This is a genomic window from Pseudomonas sp. URIL14HWK12:I12 (genome assembly GCF_003097135.1).
Lineage (GTDB): Bacteria > Pseudomonadota > Gammaproteobacteria > Pseudomonadales > Pseudomonadaceae > Aquipseudomonas.
In genome coordinates this window covers 150,603-171,424 of sequence record NZ_QEQL01000003.1, presented here as the reverse complement: position 1 = coordinate 171,424, position 20,822 = coordinate 150,603, and the positions used below count along the sequence as shown (strand labels likewise).

Annotated in this window: 18 protein-coding genes; 1 reads left to right on the top strand and 17 read right to left on the bottom strand. The window is 63.7% G+C overall.

Annotation, left to right across the window (positions count from 1 at the left end; all coding sequences use genetic code 11):
• Positions 1 to 25: 25 nt before the first annotated feature.
• From F474_RS10870 to treP, 10 genes are all read right to left on the bottom strand, one after another.
• The gene (locus F474_RS10870) at positions 26 to 823 is read right to left on the bottom strand and encodes a hypothetical protein (RefSeq protein ID WP_097084420.1); all 798 of its coding nucleotides are present in this window, start codon (positions 821 to 823) and stop codon (positions 26 to 28) included.
• Entirely contained in the window at positions 820 to 1,995 is a 1,176-nt protein-coding gene (locus tag F474_RS10865; protein ID WP_097084419.1) for an MFS transporter, read from the bottom strand. The genes F474_RS10870 and F474_RS10865 overlap by 4 nt, the downstream gene beginning before the upstream one ends.
• Before the next feature lie 2 nt (positions 1,996 to 1,997).
• Positions 1,998 to 2,807: a hypothetical protein gene (locus F474_RS10860; protein WP_097084418.1), complete on the bottom strand. Its 810-nt coding sequence runs from the start codon at positions 2,805 to 2,807 to the stop codon at positions 1,998 to 2,000.
• 12 nt (positions 2,808 to 2,819) lie between these two features.
• Complete coding sequence (locus tag F474_RS10855; protein WP_097084417.1) at positions 2,820 to 4,259, bottom strand: radical SAM protein; 1,440 nt, start codon at positions 4,257 to 4,259, stop codon at positions 2,820 to 2,822.
• Entirely contained in the window at positions 4,259 to 6,916 is a 2,658-nt protein-coding gene (locus F474_RS10850; RefSeq protein ID WP_256577704.1) for a glycosyltransferase, read from the bottom strand. The genes F474_RS10855 and F474_RS10850 overlap by 1 nt, the downstream gene beginning before the upstream one ends.
• Before the next feature lie 105 nt (positions 6,917 to 7,021).
• The gene (locus tag F474_RS10845; protein WP_097084415.1) at positions 7,022 to 7,333 is read right to left on the bottom strand and encodes a PTS transporter subunit EIIB; all 312 of its coding nucleotides are present in this window, start codon (positions 7,331 to 7,333) and stop codon (positions 7,022 to 7,024) included.
• 2 nt (positions 7,334 to 7,335) lie between these two features.
• A complete protein-coding gene (gene ptsP, locus F474_RS10840; protein WP_097084414.1) occupies positions 7,336 to 9,867 on the bottom strand; it encodes a phosphoenolpyruvate--protein phosphotransferase in 2,532 nt (843 codons plus the stop codon).
• Between the two features lie 50 nt (positions 9,868 to 9,917).
• Positions 9,918 to 11,129: a carbohydrate porin gene (locus tag F474_RS10835; RefSeq protein WP_097084413.1), complete on the bottom strand. Its 1,212-nt coding sequence runs from the start codon at positions 11,127 to 11,129 to the stop codon at positions 9,918 to 9,920.
• A gap of 139 nt (positions 11,130 to 11,268) precedes the next feature.
• Positions 11,269 to 12,921: an alpha,alpha-phosphotrehalase gene (treC, locus tag F474_RS10830; protein ID WP_097084412.1), complete on the bottom strand. Its 1,653-nt coding sequence runs from the start codon at positions 12,919 to 12,921 to the stop codon at positions 11,269 to 11,271.
• Positions 12,922 to 12,953: 32 nt separating this feature from the next.
• Positions 12,954 to 14,396, bottom strand: a complete 1,443-nt coding sequence (gene treP, locus F474_RS10825; RefSeq protein ID WP_097084411.1) for a PTS system trehalose-specific EIIBC component — start codon at positions 14,394 to 14,396, stop codon at positions 12,954 to 12,956.
• A gap of 203 nt (positions 14,397 to 14,599) precedes the next feature.
• Between treP and treR the strand changes: the two genes are divergently transcribed.
• Complete coding sequence (gene treR, locus F474_RS10820; protein WP_097084410.1) at positions 14,600 to 15,304, top strand: trehalose operon repressor; 705 nt, start codon at positions 14,600 to 14,602, stop codon at positions 15,302 to 15,304.
• Between the two features lie 12 nt (positions 15,305 to 15,316).
• Here the strand turns inward: treR and F474_RS10815 are convergent, their stop codons facing one another.
• The 7 genes from F474_RS10815 to F474_RS10785 form a co-directional block, all read right to left on the bottom strand.
• A complete protein-coding gene (locus F474_RS10815) occupies positions 15,317 to 16,336 on the bottom strand; it encodes a branched-chain amino acid aminotransferase (RefSeq protein WP_097084409.1) in 1,020 nt (339 codons plus the stop codon).
• Between the two features lie 180 nt (positions 16,337 to 16,516).
• The gene (locus F474_RS10810) at positions 16,517 to 17,335 is read right to left on the bottom strand and encodes an AraC family transcriptional regulator (protein ID WP_097084408.1); all 819 of its coding nucleotides are present in this window, start codon (positions 17,333 to 17,335) and stop codon (positions 16,517 to 16,519) included.
• 128 nt (positions 17,336 to 17,463) lie between these two features.
• On the bottom strand, positions 17,464 to 18,447 hold the full coding sequence (locus F474_RS10805; protein WP_097084407.1) for a quinone oxidoreductase: 984 nt from the start codon (positions 18,445 to 18,447) through the stop codon (positions 17,464 to 17,466).
• On the bottom strand, positions 18,444 to 19,040 hold the full coding sequence (locus F474_RS10800) for a LysE family translocator (RefSeq protein ID WP_165830304.1): 597 nt from the start codon (positions 19,038 to 19,040) through the stop codon (positions 18,444 to 18,446). The genes F474_RS10805 and F474_RS10800 overlap by 4 nt, the downstream gene beginning before the upstream one ends.
• Before the next feature lie 25 nt (positions 19,041 to 19,065).
• Positions 19,066 to 19,809, bottom strand: coding sequence for a thioesterase II family protein (locus F474_RS10795; protein ID WP_165830303.1), 744 nt, complete (start codon positions 19,807 to 19,809; stop codon positions 19,066 to 19,068).
• Positions 19,802 to 20,194 carry a cupin domain-containing protein gene (locus tag F474_RS10790; protein WP_097084405.1) on the bottom strand — a complete coding sequence of 131 codons (393 nt, stop codon included), beginning with the start codon at positions 20,192 to 20,194 and terminating at the stop codon, positions 19,802 to 19,804. The genes F474_RS10795 and F474_RS10790 overlap by 8 nt, the downstream gene beginning before the upstream one ends.
• Before the next feature lies 1 nt (position 20,195).
• Entirely contained in the window at positions 20,196 to 20,810 is a 615-nt protein-coding gene (locus tag F474_RS10785) for a LysE family translocator (RefSeq protein ID WP_097084404.1), read from the bottom strand.
• Positions 20,811 to 20,822: the final 12 nt, after the last annotated feature.

The window sequence follows — 20,822 nt, the reverse complement described above, 5'->3', positions numbered from 1 at the left end:
CGTTGCACCCCTCCCGCTGAGCCACTCAGGAAGCGGCGCTACCGGCCACGCTGATGTAGTCGGTATACAACTGCGGGGCCCCCGAGAAAGAGGCCAGCTCACGCCACTCGTCGTTCATGCGCTCGGCATCCTGGTGGGCTTCCACGAAGGCCAGTGCCTTGGGCGTGGAAACGTCCAGCTCAGGGTGGAACGCATTGAGCGAGTCCAGGCTTTCGATCTCCAGCATCACCAGGTACTGGTCCATGCGGCTGCCGCCCTGGCACTTGAGCATGCGGAATTTCCAGCCGGGGTAGTCGGCGATGCGGTGGATGTTGCGGGTGATGAAGTGCTCGAAGGTGTCGGGTGTAACACCCGGCCGCAGCGCCAGGTTGTGCAGGCCCACCACGCGCGCCACGGGTGCCTGGCCGGGCCGGGCCTGGTAGTTGGGGCCATCGGCCAGGGTGCTGGCGGTGTTTTCAGCCACTTGGGCGTAGTACGAGAAGATCGTCGGGCGTTCGGCGAAAGTGCCGAAGCGTTTCCACTGCGCGATCAGCTCGGTGGCCTGCGGCCTGGCCTGCCAAAACTGCCGTGCCAGAAGTGTGGGGTCGCCCTGGGGGTCGATGTACTGCGCATAGGCTTGGGCGCTGGGCGCCTGTTGCAGCATCAGGTATTGGTTCTGCCGCTCGCCGCGCAGCCCTTTGAGCAGCGTCCAGCGCCAACCCGGGTACGCCGGGATAGCCGTGCCCTGCTCGCGGGCGAAGGCTTCGAAATGCTCGGCAGTAACGCCTTTTTTCAGGTTCAGCCCTACATAGTGAAGGCTGTAGACCGGCGAAGAAGTGTTCATGAAAGCTCCATGGCCTGTGTGCGATGAAAAGGAATGAATCGGCTGCTGGCACACACCAGCAGCAGGATGACCACACCGGCGCTGAACGCCGCCGGCAAGCCGGTGTGGCGGGCCACCACACCAATCAAGGCAGGGCCGCTGAGCAGGCCGGTGTAGCCCACCAGGGTGACGGCCGCCAGGGCAGTGCTCGACGGCACGCCTGCGTGGTTGCCAGCACTGCTGAACAGCACCGGCACGATATTGGCCAGGCCCAGCCCCACCAGGGCGAAACCGGCCAGGGCCAGGCCGGGCTCGGCGAATGACACCACCGCCAGCAGCCCCGCTGCCGCACAGCCCGCCCCTAGGCCCAAGGCACGCGGCCTGCCAAGCCGGTTGACCAGCCGGTCGCCCCAGAGCCTGGCCAGCGCTACGGTGATGGCGTAGAGGGTGTAGCCCAGGCCTGCGTGGTCCTTGGCCAGGCCATGCTGGCTGTGAAGCAGCACGGCAGACCAGTCCAGCATGGCGCCCTCGATCATGAAGATGAAAAAGCACAGCCCGGCAATGAACAGCAGCCCCGGCTGGGCCAGCGCCCGCCACGCACCACCGGGGCCGCTGCTGTCGCTCGGCCGCACGCTCAGCAGGCCGCTACGGGCCGGCAAGGTGAGCAGCGCGATCAAGGCCACTACCCCACCTACCGCCAGCAGTTGCCCCGCGCCGGCTGCAAGCATCAGGCTCACGCCCCCTGCCCCGGCGACGCTGCCCAGGCTGTAGAAGCCATGAAAGCCTGACATCCGTGCCTGCCCGCTTTCGCGTTCGACGATCACCGCCTGGGCGTTCATCGTCACATCCAGCAGGCCATTGGCTGCGCCGAACAACAGCAAGGCGGCGCCCATCTCCAGCGGCGTGCGGGCCAGCATCATCAGCGGCAACACCCCACAGAAGGCCCCGGCACAGGCGAGGATCAACACCCGGCAGCCGAACCGGGCGATGGCTCGCCCGGCCATCGGCATCGCCAGCATGGAGCCGGCGGCGATGCAGAACAGCAACAGCCCCAGGGTGCCCTCGTCGATGCCCAGGCGCGCCTTGGCATAGGGGATCAACGGCGCCCATGCCGCCATGGCCAACCCGGCGACGAAAAACACCGCGCGGGTGGCCTGTTGCTGGCGAAGGTTTGAAACGGCTGGCCCCGCCATGCTCACCCTCCCTGGCTCTGAGCCACCGCGATGTAGTCGGTGTAGAGCTGCGGCGAGCCGGAAAACGACGCCAGCTGCTTCCACTCTTCATACATCTGCTTGGTGTCGCGATGGGCCTGGGCGAAAACCGCTGCCTTGTCGGTGGCGATGTCCGGCTCGGGGTAGAACGCATCCAGCGCCTCCAGGCTGGCGATTTCCATCAGCACCACGTACGGGTCCAGGCGGTTGCCCCGCTCGCCCTTGAGCAGGCGGAACTTCCAGTCCGGGTAGTCGACGATGCGGTGGTGGTTGTCGGCGATGAAGGTTTCGAAGGTGTGCGGCTGCACATCGGCGCGCAAGGCGATGGTGTGGATGCCGATCACCCGCGCCAGGGGCGCCTGGCCGGGCCGTTCTTGATAGCGCGGCCCCGGTGGCACGGTGCTGTGGATGTTCTCGGCCAGCAACCGGTAGTCGGTGAACAACGTCGGTAGCTCGCTGAAGGTCGCATAGCGCTTCCACTGCTCGATCAGTGGCCGCGCCTGGGCATGCTGCTCCCAGAACTGGCGCGCCAGCGGCGTCTGGTTGCCATCGGCGGCAACGTAGCGGTCGCGCTGCGCAGCGCTGTCGATTTCGAACAGCATCAGGTACTGCCCCGCCCGCTCGGCACGCAGGCCGCGCAGTAGCGTCCAGCTCCAGCCCGGGTAGCAGGGGATCTTCACACCCTGCTCGCGCACGAAGGTCTCGAACTGCTCCGGGGTAACACCGGCCTCGGTGTCGATGGCGATGTAATAGAAGCTGAAAACCGGCGCGGCGGCATTGTCATCAGGTTTCATCGGCGTGCTCCCTCAGGCCTGTGCGGCGGCAAATTGAGTGTTGATCACCGCTTCGACCAAGGTGACGCCGTTAGGCGTGAGCTGCACCTGCTCGCCGTCGACGCGCACCAGCGTTTTGGCCTGCAGCCCTTGCAGGGCCTGGCTGATGATCGGGTTGTCGTGGTAGCTGCGGCCATCGAAGCGCTGGCGGAAGACCTGATCGTCGACCGGGATGAGCGTGGAAAGCGCCATCTTGAAGGCGTTGACCTCTCGGTGCAGTGGCGACACACCGCGGCTCTGGTCGATGGGCAGCCGGCCCTCGTCCAGGGCCTGCTTGTAGGCGTTGTAGCCGGTGATGTTGATGGCCTCGGCGCGGGTGCATTTGGAGCTGCCGCCCAGGCCGATCGCCACTTCGGGGTACTGGGTGTCGAGGTTGGTGATCAGCCCTTTCCACTTCTCCGGGGGCTGGTGCTGGCGGTGGAAATACATGGTCGGCTGCTCGTTGTAGCGCGGCGCCAGGTACTGCTCCACCAGCTCGCGCATCTGGTACTGCTTGCCCAGGCCGGGGAAGGTCATGTCGCCGATGTTGATCAGCCCCTTGCGCTGCCAGTGGCTCTGCCGCTCGCCCGACACCCCGGTGCGGGTCTTCATGAACTCCTCCATGTGCAGCTTGGCGATCACCACGTGCGACAGGTCCAGCTCCAGGGTTTTCTCCATGTCGTATTTCACATCGTCCACCGCCTGGCCGAGCATGCCGTAGATCAGGTCGACGCTGACCCACTCCAGCCCGATCGCCCGGGCGTACTCGATGGTGTCGACGCATTCCTGGGCCGAGTGCATGCGCCCGCAGGCCGAAATGATGCGGTCGTCGAACGACTGCGCACCGAAGCTGATCTTGGTGAAGCCCAGCTCCTTGAGCAGGCTCAGGTAGGGTTTGTTCAGCGTGCCGGGCTCACCTTCGAAACGCAGCGTGGCCGCGGAAAAATCGAAATGGCTGCGGTAGAAACCCATCAGCCGGCGCAGCTCGGCCTCCGGCAACAGCGATGGGGTGCCGCCGAAAATGTTGAATTCGCCCACTTGCGCGGTGGCCAGGGCCGGCACTTTTTGCAGCCAGAGGCTCGCCTCCTTGATGTTGTAGTCCACAACGTCAGTGAACACTTGCTGCGACGAGGCCGCCTTGGGGTTGAGAATTACCGTCGGGTACTGGCAGAAGTGGCATCGGTAGCGGCACGTGGGAATGTAGGCCCAGAGGTGGATCTGCCGGGCCTGGCCGATCTCTTGGTCCATGTCCTGGAAGAACTGGCCCAGGGGGTAGCCTTCGATGTCGCCGGGAAACACGTGGCAGCCGAACGGGTCGTTGTACACGTAGTCGAGCATCGCGCTGTTGGTAGGGTCAGCGAGAAACTCATGCACCCGTGGCACGGGGTAGTTTGGGTCCAGGTCGTTGAGTGAGCCGAGCGCTTGAGCATTCATCAGAACACCCCTCCATTGGCAAAGTAGTTGTGGGCTTCGCCTGACTCGCGGTCTTCGCAGAAGTAGTAGACGAAACGCTGGAAGTCTTCGGGCTTGACCCCTTCGAAGCAGGCCGGCAGCGGCGGTGCATAGCCGATGTCTTCGCCTACGGCGCGGCGCAGCGCGCTGAAGATCTCGTCGCGAAACTCGAAATACAGGCGATAGGCGGGGGTCTTGTAGGCGTGGATGGGCTTGAAGTCGATCACCCGGGTTTCGTGCTTGATCTGGCCGATGCGCTCATAAAGGCGGTCGGCCACCGGGCCTTGGAAAAACGCGCGGATGTCCTCGCGCTCCAGCAGCCACTGTGGGTTGAGCAGCACCGGCAGCACGATGTTCTTGGGCACGTAGTCCTTGATCGAATAGTCCCACGCCTGTTGCGTCTGCTCGGCTGTGGTGTCGCAGAAGGCTGGCCCACGCTGCTGGCCGGGGCGCACGTCTTTCATGACGATGATGCCGTCGCGCCCGTAGGCGTTGCCGGTGATCACTTCTTCGAGCAGGGTGTCGACCCGCCGGCTGTTGATCTCGACCCGAGAGCCGTGGGCATACACCGGCTTGCCACCCCAGGCGATCACGCGGATACCGAAGTCCCAATCATCGGAGAGGTGCTCGACGAAACGGCCCTGCTCGAGTTGGTAGAAAATCTCGATGCCGCCCACCTGCTCGTACAGCTCGCGTTCCACGGCAAAACCCTTGCCGTCGGGAAAGCCCCCGAACAGCGAAAAGGACATCTCCCGGCAGCGCAGGGTCTTCTGGATTTCGTTGAACAGGTTGGGCCGCTCGGCGAAGGCGGCAGGGTCGTAGTAATAGTTGCAGGTGCCCAGGTCTGCCTGCTCGGCCATCATCTTCTCGATCAGCGCGTGCAGCCAGTAGGGGTCGACGGTGCAATCGGCATCGGCCGAGGCGATGTAGTGCCGCTGGTGGCTGCCGAAGGTCATGTCGCGGGCGCGGGAGCGGGTGGCCGCGTAGTCCATGCCGCGCTTGCGCGCCGACGACACCCCTTGGGTGGTTTCCCGGATGACGTGGATATCCAGGGACGGGTGCTTCGCCTTGAACGCCTCGACCTTGGCGACCGAGTCATCGGTGGAATTGTTATCGACGATGATCAGTTCGTACGTGGAGTGCGTCATCAGCCCGCCCTGGGTCTTCTGCTCGTACAGGGAGCGCAGCACAGGGTCGATACGGTCGCTTTCGTTGTAGACCGGCAATACCACCGATACAAAAACCTGTTCACGCATGGTGCCTCCTGTGGCGTTGAAGTCGAGCATTGCGATGAGGTCGTTGGAGAGTGTTCGCTGGCCGAGGGCGAAGTTCTTCTGGGCGATGGCCTGGCGGCGCGGCGGGTCATTCAACAGGTGGTAAACCGCGTGAACGAACGCTTCGTCCGGCAGCCCATCGGCCTCTTGTGACACCGCCATCACTGGCGCCTCGAACCCGTATTGGCCATACACCTCCTGGTAATACTCGTAGCCGGTGGTGATGTAGCAACGCTGGTGGCTGATCGCTTCGCCGACGGGGTTGCCATAACTGTCGTAACCCCAGGAGGTCAGGAACGACACCAGGTCACAGGCGTGGTAGAGGTCCTCGATGCGAATCGCCTCGGGGGTATGGCACATGTCGGCATGGGGCAAGGAACCGATGAACTTGATGAACGGCTCCACCTGAAGTTGCGCGGCCAACTGCTGCAGCTGCTCGAAGTAGGCGGGCTGCTCCTGCGGGTCGCCGGCGATTACCAGGTAGACTTTTCGCTGGCTGCCGGTTTCGGCGAACAGCCGGTTCAGCCGCGCCACCAGGTGAATGTCACGGTCCTGGCGTTTCTGCTCGATGATCCGCGTGGTGCGGGCGATGAGCAGGTCATTGTCGCGGATGTCCAACTGGGCACGCAGGCTGCGGTAGGTGCGCTGGCCGCCGAAGTCATAGGTGTTCTTGCGCACCTGCACCTGCACTGCGTGGTCGCACCAGGCTTCAAGCTTGTGCTTGAGGTTCTGGTTGAGCGTCACGTAGGTGATGTAGGGCGACGGCACCGGCTTGACGGCGTGGGTGTAGGGCTCGGGGCCGTATTTCAGGGCGCCCTGTTCGCTGTTCCACATCAGGTCGTGGTCACGCCAGATCACGAAGTTGCCCAGGCCCTGCCGCGCACCGTGAATGTCGATGGCCAGGTACAGCGCCCGGGTGTAGATGATGTTCTCGGGCAAGGTGCCGTTTTCGATGATCAGGTAGCGGATATTGAGCCGCTGCCACAGGTGCACCATCCGCACGGCCAACGCCTGGGCACTTTCATCGACCGCGGCAAGCAGCCGCTGTTGTTCTTCGGGGGTGGCAGCCTTGCGTTGCCTGATCAATACATCGTTCACAGACTCGATGAACGCGGCACTGTAGTGGGGAATCGTATCGAGGCCTTCAACGCGCACCAGCGTGAAGACACTTCGATACAGTGCATTTTCCTCCTCGTAGGGTTTATTGAAGTTGCCTTTGTCGACCTTGATGTCGTAACCCAGGTCCAGGTAACAAGTTACGCCTTTGGGTTCCAGGCTTTTTGCAGTTTTCAACGCTTCGACAGTAATACCGGAAACAGCGACAGCATCGAACGAAATGAATAAAGCGCCAGCATGCATACTCATGACCTCTACACAGTAGAAAGTTTCTGACTATCACGCAGTTGGCCAACTTCGATGCCAGGGCGTCGGTGCGCCCCAGATCTGGTCAATAGGTATAGAAAAGAAGAATCAGTGCGCGGCGGCGGCCGCAGGGGGAACGGGGGCCAGCAGGTGAATCACGCCTTCAGCGAGCACCATCACGCCGGCGATACCGGCCGCCAGCAGCGCCGGCTGGTCGAGCCGGTTGGCATCGCGCAGTTGAACCCGCACGCGGGTGACGGCCACTCGCTGTTGCGAGGCCAGGTTGTCCGGGCCGCCCAACGCGTCGAGGACCCCAGCGGGCAGCTCAGCGTCGGCCGGTAGGGCCTGCGCAGGGGGCCCGTCGGGTACCAGGTCTGGCGTTAACGCCTTCCAGAAGGCGGTTTGCAGTTTCCTTAACATGCTCAACTCTCCATCACATGAGAAACAACGCGCGCGGCCTGCGGCTGTTCGCGCAAGGCCTCGCGTACCTGCTCAGCGCTGTCCAGGCCCAGCACCTGCTGGGCAAGGGCCTGGCAGCGGCTCAATTCAACGTCACGAATCGCCTGCTTCACCGCCGGGATCAGCGGCACGCTGACCGACAGTTCATCCACCCCCAGCCCCAGCAGCACGGGCACGGCCAGGGTTTCGGAAGCCAGCGCGCCGCACACGCCCACCCACTTGCCATGGGCGTGGGCAGCCTTGACGGTGGTGGCGATCAGCCGCAGCACGGCGGGGTGAAGGCTGTCGGCCTGGCTGGCCAGGCGCGGGTGGTCACGGTCCATCGCCAGGGTGTACTGGGTCAGGTCGTTGGTGCCGATCGAGAAGAAGTCCACCTCCGGTGCGAAGCGGTCAGCCATCAGCGCAGCAGACGGCACCTCGACCATGATCCCCAACTTGGGCAACGCCTCCAGCCCGGCCGCGCGGGCCTCCTCTTCGAGCACCTGCCGGGCCAGGCGCAGCTCGGCGAGCTGGCTGATCATCGGCAACATGATGTGCAACCGCGCCAGGCCAGCACTGGCCAGGATGGCGCGAAACTGTTCGCGCAGCAGATGCGGGCGCTCCAGGCACAGGCGGATACCGCGCATGCCCAGAAACGGATTGGCTTCGCTGTCCATCGGCACGTAGGCCAGGGGCTTGTCGCCCCCGACATCCAGGGTGCGCACCACCAGGTTGTGTGCCGGCCCCACGGCGCGGGCGATGGCGGCGTAGGCGGCCGCCTGCTCATCCTGGGTAGGGGCGGTGGCGCGTTCGTGATAGAGAAACTCAGAGCGCAGCAGCCCCACGCCCTCCCCGCCCAGCGCCATGCCATGTTCGGTTTCCAGCAACGAGGCGACGTTGGCAGTGACTTCGAAACGGTGGCCATCGCGGGTGCAGGCGGGCTGGGGAGCCTGCGCCAGCTCGTGGGCCTGGCGCTGCTGCTGCTCCTGGCGCCTAGCCTTGAATTGCTGCACCACCTCGGCGGGCGGGTCGACGCGCAGCTCACCCGCGTCGGCATCGAGCAGCACCGCAGTGCCCTCAGCCAGCTCGAGCACCGCCTTGGGCAGGCCACACAGCGCCGGGATGCCCAGGGCCCTGGCAAGGATGGCCACATGGCTGGTGGCGCCGCCCGCCACGGTGGCAAAGCCCAGCACCTTGCTAGTATCGAGCGCGGCGGTTTGCGAAGGCGTGAGCTGGTCGGCGATGAGAATGGCCTGGTCGGGCAAGGCCCTGCCCGTGTCCTGCACGCCCAGCAGGCACTTGAGCACCCGCTGGCCAACGTCTTGCAGGTCGAGCGCCCGCTCGGCCATGAAGGCATTGCCACCGGCCCTGAACAGCGCTGCCGTTTCCTCGGTGACCCGCCGCCAGGCGAAGCCAGCGCTTTTGCCCTGTTCGATCAGCGCCTGGGCCTGCTCGACCAGGCTCGGGTCTTCCAGCAGTTGCTGATGCGCCTTGAAGATCTGCGCCTGGGCTTCGCTGCCGGCGCTGTCGCGCAGTGCCTGCAACGCCTGCATCGCTTCGGCCAGCGCGGCCTTCAACGCGGCCCGTTCGGCGGCTGGGTCGTCGGCGGTTTCCGCCAACTCAAGGGCGCGTTCACTCACCTGTACCACCTGGCCGAATGCTGCACCGGCCGACGCACAGGTTCCGCGCAGCCGCCCGGCGTCAACCGGTGCCTGCGGGCTGGCGGCCGGCGCCGCTGGGGCAGGTGTCACCGCCTCGCCACTGCCCTCGGCCAGCAACGCGCTCAACGTCGCAAGGGCTGCCTCGGCGTCGCTGCCGGCGGCGCTGATGCGCAGCTCATCGCCCCGGCCAGTGTGCAACGCCATGATTTCCACCAAGGATTTAGCGTTGGCGCTGCCTTGCGCGGTGTGCAGCCGGATGCGCGCCTCGAAGCCCTTGGCCGCTTGAGCGAACGTGCCTGCGGGGCGTGCATGCAATCCGTTGGCGTTAGGCAGCGGGATCGGCGCGGAAAACACCGCCTCGGCCTCGGCGTGCTCGGCTGGCGCGGCCTCGCTGCCAGTGCCCAGCTCGAGCAGCGGCTGCAAGGCTTCCACTTGCCCTTCGCGGGCCAATGCCGTGAAGGGCTGGCCGCTGGCGACCAGCATCAGCGTCATCAGGCTGCGCGCATGCAGGGCGATGTAGTCGGCGTCGAAGCGGATCAACGGCTGCCCGGCCTCCACGCGCTGCCCTTGCTCGACCTGAGCGGTAAACCCCTCGCCGGCCAGGTTCACCGTATCCAGGCCGATGTGCAGCAGCACCTGCACACCCTGATCGTTGGTGAGGGTAAGGGCATGGCCGCTGCGCTGCAGGTCACTGACCACACCAGCCATGGGTGCGCAGAGGGTTTCGGCGGTGGGGTCGATGCACAGCCCGTCACCGATCACCCGTTCGGCGAAGACCGGGTCAGGCACATCGCTCAGCGGGATCAGCACCCCAGGCAGCGGTGCCAGCAGTTGCAAGGGTCGAGGGTCTGTCATGGTTTCACCTGTGTTGTTGTTCTTCGACGTGCGGGCCGCAGCGCCATCGTTTATTTCCACCAGTACTCAACCTGCACACCGGCGTTGGCCCCATGCAGCGCCGAGCCGAACGCGCCGCTGTCCGACAGCGCCGAACCTGCTGCCAGCTCGTTGGCCGCCCGTTGGGCCGCGGCGTTCCAGCTGGCGTAGGTGTAGTACAAGCGCACCTCTGGCCGGGTCCAGAACCCAGGCCCTTTGGGCGACCAGGTGGGGGCGAAGGTAGCCTTGCTGAGCTTGCGCGTACCGCCGGGGGCATCGACCTGGTCATGGCCAAGCTCTGCGACCAGCTTGAACTGCTCGGTGAGCGCATAAACCGGCCGAACGCCCACGGAGATCCAGGTCTGGTCGCTGCCATCGGGGCGGATGTCTTTCTGGTACACCGCCTCGAACTGGCCGCCGAACCGCGGCGTCACCTGCCAGTCGAAAAACTCCACGATCCGATAGCTCTTGTTGCTGTCATCCAGCGCCGTGTCGCCGGTGTAGCCTAGTCCGGTGCCTGGGCCTTCGCCGTATTGCAACGCCAGTTTGTTCTTGCCGCCCAGAAACCCCTGCTGCACGTGCTGGGCGGTGACGGCCCAGCCTGCGTGGGCATCGCGGCGGCTGGGCTTGTCGAGGTAGCTCAGCCCCACTTCCAGCTCACCGCCGGGGTTGGTCTGGAAGCCGCCGACGTTGAAGTCCTGCCGGGTCACGTAGTCTTTCTGGTAAAGGTTGTCTTTGCGGGAAAACGCGTAGCTGTATTTCAGGCCGCCGATCTTCACGTCCTCGATACCGGCGCCGGTGGCGCTCTGGTTCCAGTAGTAGAAGTCAGAGATGTGGATGTCGTTACGCTTGTAGTAACGGCGGCCGGCCCACACCGACCCGCCATTGAGGCTGGGCAGGTTCGACCACTGCGCGTAGGCCTGGGGCAGGCGCACCGTGCCGTTGTCGCCCTGAAAGGTCAGCGCCTCGCCATAACGGTTGTAGAGCGAGGCCATGCCGTCGATGCTGAGCACCGAACCATCGTCGAAGGTCGCCAGGGCCTGGCGCAGTTCGAGCTCTGCATACTGTTCGCACTCGTTGCCCAGGCGGTATTTGCTCTGGGCACCGGGCAGCGCGAAGCACGATTGCGTTTGGTTTTTATCGGTGCCGCCCAGGCCGCTGCGCAGGTAACCTTCGAAGTCCAGCGCCTGCGCGGTGAACGGCAAGGTAAGGTAAACGCACGAAGCGGCAAGTTTGAACGTCATGTTGGTTTTCAAAATCCACCCCTGTCTTTTTTATTGTTGTGAAAGGTCTTGCGGGCGAAACGCTCCTCTGCGGCAAACCCCAGGCGCAGCGAAGTTCAGCAGCACAGGGCCTTGTGGCAGCCCTGTGCGATAACGGGTATCAGCGGTTGCCAGCCAGGTGCAGCACGAACGATTCATAGGGCTTTAGAAACAACTGCCGCTGGCGTTGCCCACTGCCCTCGTAGTTGCTGATCAGCACACGCTGCGAGGCCGCGGTTTCGATCACCGGCTCAGGCAATTCCACTTCACAGGCGCTGCCGTAGAAGTTGCTCACCACCAGCAGCCGCTCGCCGTCGCCCTCGCGCAGATAGGCCCACACCTGGCCGTGGCCGGGCAGCAGGTCGCGGTAGACCCCGGCCTGAATCAACGGCGTTTCGCGGCGCAGCGCTATCAATTGGCGGTAGTGGTGCAGCACCGAGGCCGGGTCGTTGTACTGGTGCTCGACGTTGATGTGCCCGGCGTTGGCCGGCAGGTCGATCCAGGGCGTGGCGCTGCCGAAGCCGGCATCGGGCTGGCTGTTCCACTGCATGGGCGTGCGGGCGTTGTCTCGCGATTTCTGCATGATGGTGGCCATGCACTGGGCATCGCTTTCGCCCGCGTCGCGCTTGAGGCGATAGATGTTGAGGGTTTCGACGTCGCGGTACTGCTCGATACGGTCGAAGCCGGGGTTGGTCATGCCCAGCTCTTCACCCTGGTAGATGAAGGGGGTGCCTTGCAGAAAATGCAGCGCGGTGCCAAGCATCTTGGCGGCCACCACACGGTGTTCGCCGTCATCGCCAAAGCGCGACACCACCCGGGGCTGGTCGTGGTTGCACCAGAACAGCGCGTTCCAGCCGCCGCCCGCCTGCATACCGGTTTGCCACAGCGAGAAAATACGCTTGAGCTCGATGAAGTCGAAGTCGGCGTAGACCCACTTTTGCATGTTGGGATAGTCCACTTTCAAATGGTGAAAGTTGAACGTCATCGACAGCTCTTTGGACGCCGGGTGGGAATAGCGGATGCAATGCTCCAGGCGGGTCGAGGACATCTCGCCGACATTCACCAGGTCGTGGCCCTCGAACACTTCGCGGTGCATTTCCTGCAGGTAGCGGTGCACGTTCGGCCCGTCGGTGTAGAAGCCGCGCCCGTCGGTGTCGTCTTCTGGGAAGTCCGCCGGCTTGGAGATCAGGTTGATCACATCCAGGCGGAACCCGCCCACGCCCTTGTCGCGCCAGAAGCGCATCATCTTGAAGACTTCTTCGCGCACCTTGGGGTTGTCCCAGTTCAGGTCGGCCTGGGTGTGGTCGAACAGGTGCAGGTAGTACTGGCCCGTCTGGGTCTCGTACTCCCAGGCCGAGCCACCGAACTTGGATTCCCAGTTGTTGGGCTGGTCGCGCCAGATGTAGAAATCGCGATAGGGGTTGTCGAGGCTGCTGCGCGCCTGTTGGAACCACGCGTGCTCGATGGAGGTGTGATTCACCACGATGTCGAGCATCAGCTTGATGCCGCGCTTGCCCGCCTCGGCGATCAGCAGCTCGCAATCGGCCATGGTGCCGTAGCTGGGGTCGATGGCGTAGTAGTCGCTGATGTCGTACCCGTTGTCGCGCTGGGGCGAACGCAGGAAGGGCGTAAGCCACAGGCAATCGACGCCGAGCCAGTGCAGGTAATCGAGTTTGTCGACCACCCCGAGCAGGTCCCCGGTGGGGTTGCCGGCGTGGCTGTGGAAGCTTTTGGGGTAGATCTGGTAGATCACCGAATGCTGCCAGGCTTGCATGGCGCGAATCCTTCAGTGGTTGGGGCGTGGGCTCAGGCCACCCGATAACCGGGGCGGATGAGCTTGGCGCTGAGCGCGCAGGTGAGCAGGAACGGCACGATCATGGCGATGACCATGCCGACCACGAACACCGGGATGTACTGGGGCATGATGGAAATGAACCCGGGCAAGCCGCCGACCCCAATCGCCGAGGCCTGGACCTTGTTCATCGACAGGAAGATGCAGGCCATCGAAGAGCCGATCAAAGCGGAATAGAAGGGGTACTTGTAGCGCAGGTTGATGCCGAACATCGCCGGCTCGGTAATGCCGAAGTACGCCGACACGGCCGAGGTAGAGGCCATGCTCTTGTCGCGGGCGTTGCGGGTCATGTAGAAGACCGCCGCCGCTGCGCTGCCTTGGGCCAGGTTCGACATCACGATCATCGGCCAGATGAAGGTGCCGCCTTGGGTGGAGATGAGTTGCAGGTCGACCCCGAGGAACATGTGGTGCATGCCGGTGACCACCAACGGTGCGAACAGCAGGCCGAAGATGCCCCCGCCCAACAGCGGCGCCAGGTCGAACAACGCCACCAGCCCTTCGGTGATCAGGATGCCCAGGTGGCGCGTGACCGGGCCGATCAGGGCCAGGGCCAGCACGCCGGTGATGACGATGGTGGTGATCGGCACCACCAGCAGCTGGATGGCGTTCGGAACCCGCGCCCGCAGCCACTTCTCGATCACGCTCATTACGTAGGTTGCCAGCAGGATGGGGAGGATCTGCCCCTGGTAGCCGACCTTCTCGATCTTGAACCAGCCGAAAATGTCGAAATACGGCATGCCCTGCCCGCCCAGCCCGGCCACCACCTTGCCGTAGTTCCAGGCATTGAGCAGGTCGGGGTGAACCAGCATCAGGCCGAGCACGATGCCGAGAATTTCGCTACCGCCGAAGCGCTTGGCAGCCGACCAGCCCACCAGCGCGGGGAGGAACACGAAGGAGGTGTTGGCCATCAGGTTGATCAGGCTCCATACGCCTTCGAGCGTTGGGTAGGCCTCCAGCAGGGTCTGGCCCTCGACGAACATGCCCTTGGCACCGATCAGGTTGTTCACGCCCATCAGCAGGCCGGCGATGATCAGCGCCGGCAGGATCGGCATGAACACATCGGAAAGCACCCGCACCAGGCGCTGCACGCCATTGACCTTGGCGGCGCTCTGTTGCTTGAGGTCGGCGATGGTGAGGGCCGCCAGGCCGGTTTGCTCGCGCAGGGCGGCATACACTTTCTCGACCTCGCCGGGGCCGATGACCACCTGAAACAGGCCGCCACTGAAGAATGAGCCTTTGACCAGATCGATCTGGTTGAGCGTGCCGCGGTCGACCTGGTTGGGGTCTTTCAGTGACAGGCGCAGGCGGGTGACGCAATGCGCGGCCTGTTCGAGGTTGCCCCGGCCGCCGAGGCTTTGCAGCAACGCACTGGCGATGTTCGCGTAATCGTGGCTCATGCTTGTGACCTGCTTTTTTTTGTTATTGGGGTGCGTTGCCGCTACCGTGTGTATCCAACATACTCGTCTGTACGAGTTGGCGCAACAACTCGTACAGACGAGTTTGCGACAATGGTTGGCCGTCGGCTGTCGCATCGCCATCGACAAACCTTGATGCCATCCCTATGGTTCCCCCTTCGCGCACCCGGTACCGAGCCTGATTCATGAGTAAATACAACCAGATCTACAGTGATCTGCTAGCCAGCATCACCACCGAACGCTTGCAGCCGGGCGCCCGCCTGCCCTCCGAAACCGAATTGATGGACAGCTACCAGACCAGCCGCGGCACCGTGCGCCGTGCCATCGAGCAACTGCAGGAAAGGGGGTTCGCACAGAAGGTTCATGGCAAGGGCACCTTCGTGCTCTCACCGGCACCGATCGAATTCCAGTTGGGTGGCATCGTCAGCTTCCAGGAAACCTATCCACGGCTGGGCAACGATGTGCGCACCGAGGTGGTTGAGTTCGGCCAGGTAGAGTTGCAGGGTAGCCTGCTCGAACATATCCAGGCCGAGGAAGGCAGCCTGGTGACGCGCATCAAGCGTGTGCGCCACATCGACGGCAAGCGGGAGATCCTCGACATCAACCACTTCGTGGCCGAACTCATCCCCGGCCTCACACCGGAAATTGCCGAGCAGTCGATCTATGCGTTCATCGAGCAGACCCTGCAGCTGCAGATCAGCTATGCGCGCCGCACCATCGAGGCGATGCCGCGCGGTAAGGACGACCAGCGGCATCTGGACCTGGACGGCCAGAGCCACGTGATCGTGGTGAGCAACCAGACATTCCTGCAGGATGGCCGGCAATTCGAATACACCGAATCGCGCCATACGCTGGACAAGTTCTATTTTTCGGATGTTGCCCGCCGCTAGCGACAGGCGCAGTTACACCTTCTCGATCCAACCGGCGGGTGCTTCGATGTCGCCCTTCTGAATACCGGTAAGCTCGTCGTACAGCCGCTGGGTGAAAGGCCCCACCTCATGCTCGCTGTGGAACACGTGCAGCCGCTCGCCGTGTTGGATGCCGCCAATGGGCGTGATCACGGCCGCCGTCCCGCAGGCCCCGGCTTCCTTGTAGGCATCCAGGTTATCGACGTACACATCCTCTTCGACCGTGCGAAGGCCCAGCCGGCTGCGGGCCAGCTCCAGCAGCGAATCACGGGTGATGCCTTGCAGCGTCGAGGGCGAACGCGGGGCGACGAAAGTGTCGCTGAGGGTGATCGCGAAAAAATTGGCCGAGCCGACCTCTTCGATCTTGGTGTGCGTCATCGGGTCGAGGTAGATGCAGTCGGCGAAGTTCGCCGCCTTTGCTTGAGTGCCCGGCAACAGGCTGGCGGCGTAGTTGCCCCCTACCTTGGCCGCGCCGGTGCCGTTGGGGGCGGCGCGGTCGTAATCGGAGATCACGAAGTTGCTGGGCTGCAGCCCCCCTTTGAACAGGGGCCCCACCGGGAGGCAGAACACGCAGAAGATGAACTCCGGGGCAGTGCGAATACCGATGTTATCGCCCACGCCGATCACGAACGGCCGCAAGTAAAGAGCGCTGGCACTGCCGTAGGGTGGCAAGAATCTTTCGTTGGCGCGCACCACTTGCTTGCAGGCTTCGATGAAGTGCTCGGTGGGCACCGGGGGCATCAACAGCCGCGCGCAGCTGCGCTGCATGCGCTCAGCGTTCCGGTCGGGCCGAAACAAATTGATAGAGCCATCTCGGCAGCGGTAGGCCTTCATGCCTTCGAAACACTGCTGGCCATAGTGCAGGGCCGTGGACCCTTCACTCAGGTGCAGTTGGTTGTCTTCGGTGAGGTAACCGGTTTGCCATTGGCCATCTCGCCAGTGGCACACATATCGCAGATCGGTTTTGCGATAGCTGAAACCCAGCGCGTCCCAGTCAAGTTTCGGATCTTCCATATCCTCGCTCCTCAAGTTCTATTGGATGAACATGTCTCGTTTTGCCCTTCACGCGGGCGTGCGCCTGCCGAGGCGGGTTCTTGGGAACCCCCTCACAGGCTGTTGAAGTTGCTGTCAGGGCGTAATGGCCTTACCGCCATGGGCGGGCAGGCCCGGCCCACCGCTCAGGGCATGCGCGGCTTACGCCAAGGCCCTGTCGCGGGAGCGGCACCAGCGTGCGGGCGACACGCCGAATGCATTCTTGAAGTGCCGGCTCATGTGGCTTTGGTCGAAGAAGCCGGCATCCAGCGCCGCCTCGCTCAGCGGCCGCCCCGCCAGAATCGATGCTTTCACGCGGTCCAGGCGGCGCATGGTGATGTAGCGGTGGGGGCTGGTGCCAAAGTACACCCGGTAGTCTTTGGACAGGCTCCACTTGTCACGCCCGGTGCATTCGGCCAAGTCATCCAGGCTCACGGGCAAGTGCAGGTTGTCGTTCATGTATTCACGCGCCAGGTTCGCCGCCGTGAAACAGCTGGCGTTGTTGGCCGGCCTTTCGCCACACATGGTTTGCAGCCGCGTGAACAGCTGGAAAATCGCGTCGTCCTCGGCCAGGGGGTCAACCGAATCGTCGAGCGAATTGAGGATGCTGTCGGCAGCCATAGCCAAGTGCGGGTCGTTCGAGATGCCGCCTTTGAGAAACGGCAGAGGTTTGCCGTGAAGCACCTCTTGCGCCAGCTCCGGGGTGATGTAGAGCATGCGATAGCGAAAGCCCGAGTCACTGCCGGCATGGCCGTCATGCTCTTCGTCAGGGTGCAACACCATGGTGCTACCCGGCAGGCTGTTACGCGCCTCGCCGCGGTAACGGAAGCTCTGCACGCCCGCCAGGGTGCGGCCGATCGCGTAGGTGTCGTGGCGGTGCGGGTCAAAACCATGCCCACTGAAGAAGGCCTCCAGCCGCTCCATTTTGGAGGATGGATGGGAATGCCGTACCCAGTCTTTGGAAGAAGGCAGTTCAATCATGGTGCTGATCCTTAGCGGGCGGTTCCATCTGGGCGTACCGAGTAAACACTTTAAAACAGGCGAGACACCAAATTAGCATTTGGATCCCAAGGTTTGAAGGCCACGGGTCGATCTTCATGAAAACCTCATCAAGGGATGAGGACGATCGAGCCAGTCGCTTTACGGCTTTCCAACAACACATGTGCCCGTTCAGCCTCGGCCAGGGCGAAGGTGGCGCCGATGTGCACGGCCATACCGTCTCTAACACATTGGAAAAACGTTTCAGCCAATGCCCGTAATGATGCCGAATCGCTGATGTAGTCGAACAGCATAGGGCGACTGACGGTCAGCGAGCCCGCCCTTGCCAGCTCGGCCAGCGCAACGTTTTCGACCGGCCCGGAGGCATTGCCGAAGCTGATCAAGTGGCCGCGGGCCGCCGTGGCGCCCAGCGAGGCGTTCCAGGTGCTACGGCCCACCGAATCGTAGACGAAACGTGCGCCTTCGCCGCCGGTCAGCGCACGGGTTCGCTCCGCGATAGGCTCGTCGGCCAGCAAGGTGGCCCAGGCGCCGGCTTGCTTGGCTTGCGCGGCCTTGGCCGCACTGGATACCACGCCGATCAGGCGGATGCCTTGGCGGCGGGCGTATTGGCAGGCCAGCAGCCCAACGCCGCCTGCAGCTGCATGAAACAGCACCGTGTCGCCGCGCTGGGGCCGGCTGACCTGGTTGAACAGGCACAGCACCGTCAGCCCTTTGAGCAACCCGCCCGCGGCGGTGGTGAAATCGATGTCGGCGGGCAGGCGAACCAGGCGCTGCTGGTCGACAGCATGGTAGGTGGCGTAGGCCCCCAGGGCAGACTGCACATAGGCCACGCGATCGCCCACTTCGAATTCCTGGGTGCCAGGGCCAAGCTCCACCACCGTGCCGGCCCCTTCGGTACCCAGCCCTGACGGCAGGCTCGGCGGTGGGTATAGCCCGGAGCGGAAATAGGTGTCGATATAGTTCACCCCGACCGCCTGGTTGCGCACCCGCACCTGGCCGGGGGCCAACGGCTCCAGGGCAAGCGGTGCACGTTCGAGCACCGAGGGCGCGCCGTGGCTGCGAAATACGGTTCTATGCCTGTGGTGGACGTTCATTTGAGGGCCGAATAAGTCAGGTAAACGGAAAAGGACGACAGTGACAGCCCGACCAATTTGGGCACCCACCGGTGCACATTATGGTGAGGCGCGCGGCTGACCACCGTGCCGAGCCATGCCCAGGCGAAACCGATTGGCACCAGGATGAGCAGAAACGAAAGCAGGGCCCAACCGAAGCGTTCGGCGGTGGCATACACCTCACGGGGGAACACCACCGACGCCAGTATCAGCGCCTTGGGGTTGAGGAGGGTCGCCATCAGCAAGGCCCTGCAACTGACCACGCCGCGCCCCGGCTCGCTCGCCAGTTGCCTCAGCGAAGCGATGCGGTAGGCCAGCAGGCCCAGGTAGCCTGCACACAGCAATTTCAGACCGATGCCGATGTCGGGGTAACGAGTGGCCAGGGCGATCAGCACGAAGCCCCAGGCGCTGATCGCGATGCTGTAGCCGAAGGCCTCGGTAGCGATCAGGGGTGAAGTGCGGGCCGGCCCGCTGGTGTAGCCCGAGGTCATCAATAAGGTGTTGGTGGGCCCCGGCATCAGCAATATCAGCGCAGCGCCGGCGGCGATATTGAACGAAGCAGTCATATAGTCCATTACAGTAGCGATCCCATCCTGGTGGTCACACGGCGGCGAAACTTCGCAGGGCTTGCAGCACCCCTGGCAGGTTCTGGCGAACGAAAAAGTGATCCCCGGGAAATACCTGTTGCTGGGCCGGTTCGGTGGTCTTGGCCGCCCAGGCCTGCAAGCCATCGACTGGCACTGACGGGTCGAGGTCGCCGCCGATCGCCAGGATCGGCAGCGCCACCGGCGCAGCCGTCGGCAAGTCGATGCTTTCGGAAAGCGCGAAATCATGGCGCAGCGTTCTCAGCGCGATCGCACGCAGGCCGGGGTTGTCGGCCACCTCGCCCGGCAAGCCGCCCAAGGCCTGGATGTACGCCAGAAATTGCTCGTCGCTCATGGCCGCGGCGCTCACGCGGCTGCCCAACGCTGCGGAACTGGCGCAGGCGGTCAGCGACTCGATGCGTGCCGCGGGGTAATGCTCGGCGCAGTAGCTGGCGAACCGATGCGCGATCCCCGCACCCAGGCTGTAGCCAAACAGATGCAACGGCAGGTCGAACAGCCCCGACAGCGCCTGGGCCAAGGGCGGTAGCAGTTGGTCGATGTCGGTGAAGAACGGCTCGGCGAAGCGAGCCTCACGCCCCGGCAGCTGCACGGCGCACACTTCGACCTGCGGCCCCAGCCGGGTTTGCCAATCGCGGTAGAACGAGGCGCTGCCACCCCCGAAAGGGAAGCACAGCAGGCGAGTGCGCGCCTCGGGCTGCACGGTCCGGTGCAACCACTTGTTCGGGGCCGGGCTAGTCATGGCTGGCCTCGGCGGGCTGGGCGAAGTAGTCGTTGCCATGGGCGGCGAACCAGTCCCTGCGTGGCGGGGTGAACACGTCCAGGTCCACGGTATCTTCCAGGCATTCGGCGGCGTGCGGCACGTTGGCCGCCAGGTGGAGCACGTCGCCGGCGCACAGCACGGTGCTCTGCTCCATATCCCAGCCGTGGGTGAAGCGGATCCTGCCCTTGAGGATGTAGGTCATCTGCTCGTTGGGGTGGCTGTGGTGCTTGACCACCGCCCCGGCTTTCATCGTCAGCTTGACCATCATCAGTTCGTCGCCGTGCACGATCTGGCGCACGATCGAATCGCCCAACTGCTCTTTGGCGACGGCGTCCCAGTTGACCGCCGTGTGTGGCTTGATCATCTCAAACCCCTTGAACGTGAAGGTAGAAGTCGTAAAGCATGAAGGCTGCACATACCGCCAGCGCCACACCCATCAACCGGTTGAAGAAGTTGAAGTACGACTCTTTGGTGATGCGCTTGCCCAGCACTGCGCCCAGGAACGAATAGATGCCTGGCGCACCGGCGCCCCCCAGCGCGATCAAGGTCGAGACCAGCGCGATGCCCGTGCCGGTCACGTGAGCCGCCGGGAACATCACCGTGGTGATCGGCAGCACCACCATCATCCCCTTGGGGTTCAGCGCCTGGATCAAAAAGCCGTTCCAGAACGTCAACGGTTTATCGGCCGCCGATGCCGGCTCGGCTTTGCCGGGCAGCACCACTTTGGAGGTAAATACCTTGAACGCCAGGTACAGCGTGTAGAGCCCGCCCACCAAGGCCAGGTACGGCAGCACCGAGCGTGAGATCAAGGCCTCGCCGGTGTACCCAAAGATCAGGAACAACGCAAACATCGCGCAGCCCACGCCGATGAAAAAGCCGACCGTGCGACGGAACTGGCCGGTCAGCCCCGCGTTCAGGCCCATCACGTTGACTGGCCCGGGGCTGTACATCACGCTGAAGGCGTAGAGGAAAATTTCCATCAGATAATCTCC

What these genes read in the sequence shown, in the direction of transcription:
- treC (WP_097084412.1), bottom strand. Translation starts at nt 12,921, where the DNA reads ATGCAAGCCTGGCAGCATTCGGTGATCTACCAGATCTACCCCAAAAGC.
- F474_RS10810 (WP_097084408.1), bottom strand. Translation starts at nt 17,335, where the DNA reads ATGATTGAACTGCCTTCTTCCAAAGACTGGGTACGGCATTCCCATCCA.
- F474_RS10845 (WP_097084415.1), bottom strand. Translation starts at nt 7,333, where the DNA reads ATGTTAAGGAAACTGCAAACCGCCTTCTGGAAGGCGTTAACGCCAGAC.
- F474_RS10785 (WP_097084404.1), bottom strand. Translation starts at nt 20,810, where the DNA reads ATGGAAATTTTCCTCTACGCCTTCAGCGTGATGTACAGCCCCGGGCCA.
- ptsP (WP_097084414.1), bottom strand. Translation starts at nt 9,867, where the DNA reads ATGACAGACCCTCGACCCTTGCAACTGCTGGCACCGCTGCCTGGGGTG.
- F474_RS10800 (WP_165830304.1), bottom strand. Translation starts at nt 19,040, where the DNA reads ATGGACTATATGACTGCTTCGTTCAATATCGCCGCCGGCGCTGCGCTG.
- F474_RS10835 (WP_097084413.1), bottom strand. Translation starts at nt 11,129, where the DNA reads ATGACGTTCAAACTTGCCGCTTCGTGCGTTTACCTTACCTTGCCGTTC.
- treP (WP_097084411.1), bottom strand. Translation starts at nt 14,396, where the DNA reads ATGAGCCACGATTACGCGAACATCGCCAGTGCGTTGCTGCAAAGCCTC.
- F474_RS10855 (WP_097084417.1), bottom strand. Translation starts at nt 4,259, where the DNA reads ATGAATGCTCAAGCGCTCGGCTCACTCAACGACCTGGACCCAAACTAC.
- treR (WP_097084410.1), top strand. Translation starts at nt 14,600, where the DNA reads ATGAGTAAATACAACCAGATCTACAGTGATCTGCTAGCCAGCATCACC.
- F474_RS10795 (WP_165830303.1), bottom strand. Translation starts at nt 19,809, where the DNA reads ATGACTAGCCCGGCCCCGAACAAGTGGTTGCACCGGACCGTGCAGCCC.
- F474_RS10815 (WP_097084409.1), bottom strand. Translation starts at nt 16,336, where the DNA reads ATGGAAGATCCGAAACTTGACTGGGACGCGCTGGGTTTCAGCTATCGC.
- F474_RS10805 (WP_097084407.1), bottom strand. Translation starts at nt 18,447, where the DNA reads ATGAACGTCCACCACAGGCATAGAACCGTATTTCGCAGCCACGGCGCG.
- F474_RS10860 (WP_097084418.1), bottom strand. Translation starts at nt 2,807, where the DNA reads ATGAAACCTGATGACAATGCCGCCGCGCCGGTTTTCAGCTTCTATTAC.
- F474_RS10850 (WP_256577704.1), bottom strand. Translation starts at nt 6,916, where the DNA reads ATGAGTATGCATGCTGGCGCTTTATTCATTTCGTTCGATGCTGTCGCT.
- F474_RS10790 (WP_097084405.1), bottom strand. Translation starts at nt 20,194, where the DNA reads ATGATCAAGCCACACACGGCGGTCAACTGGGACGCCGTCGCCAAAGAG.
- F474_RS10865 (WP_097084419.1), bottom strand. Translation starts at nt 1,995, where the DNA reads ATGGCGGGGCCAGCCGTTTCAAACCTTCGCCAGCAACAGGCCACCCGC.
- F474_RS10870 (WP_097084420.1), bottom strand. Translation starts at nt 823, where the DNA reads ATGAACACTTCTTCGCCGGTCTACAGCCTTCACTATGTAGGGCTGAAC.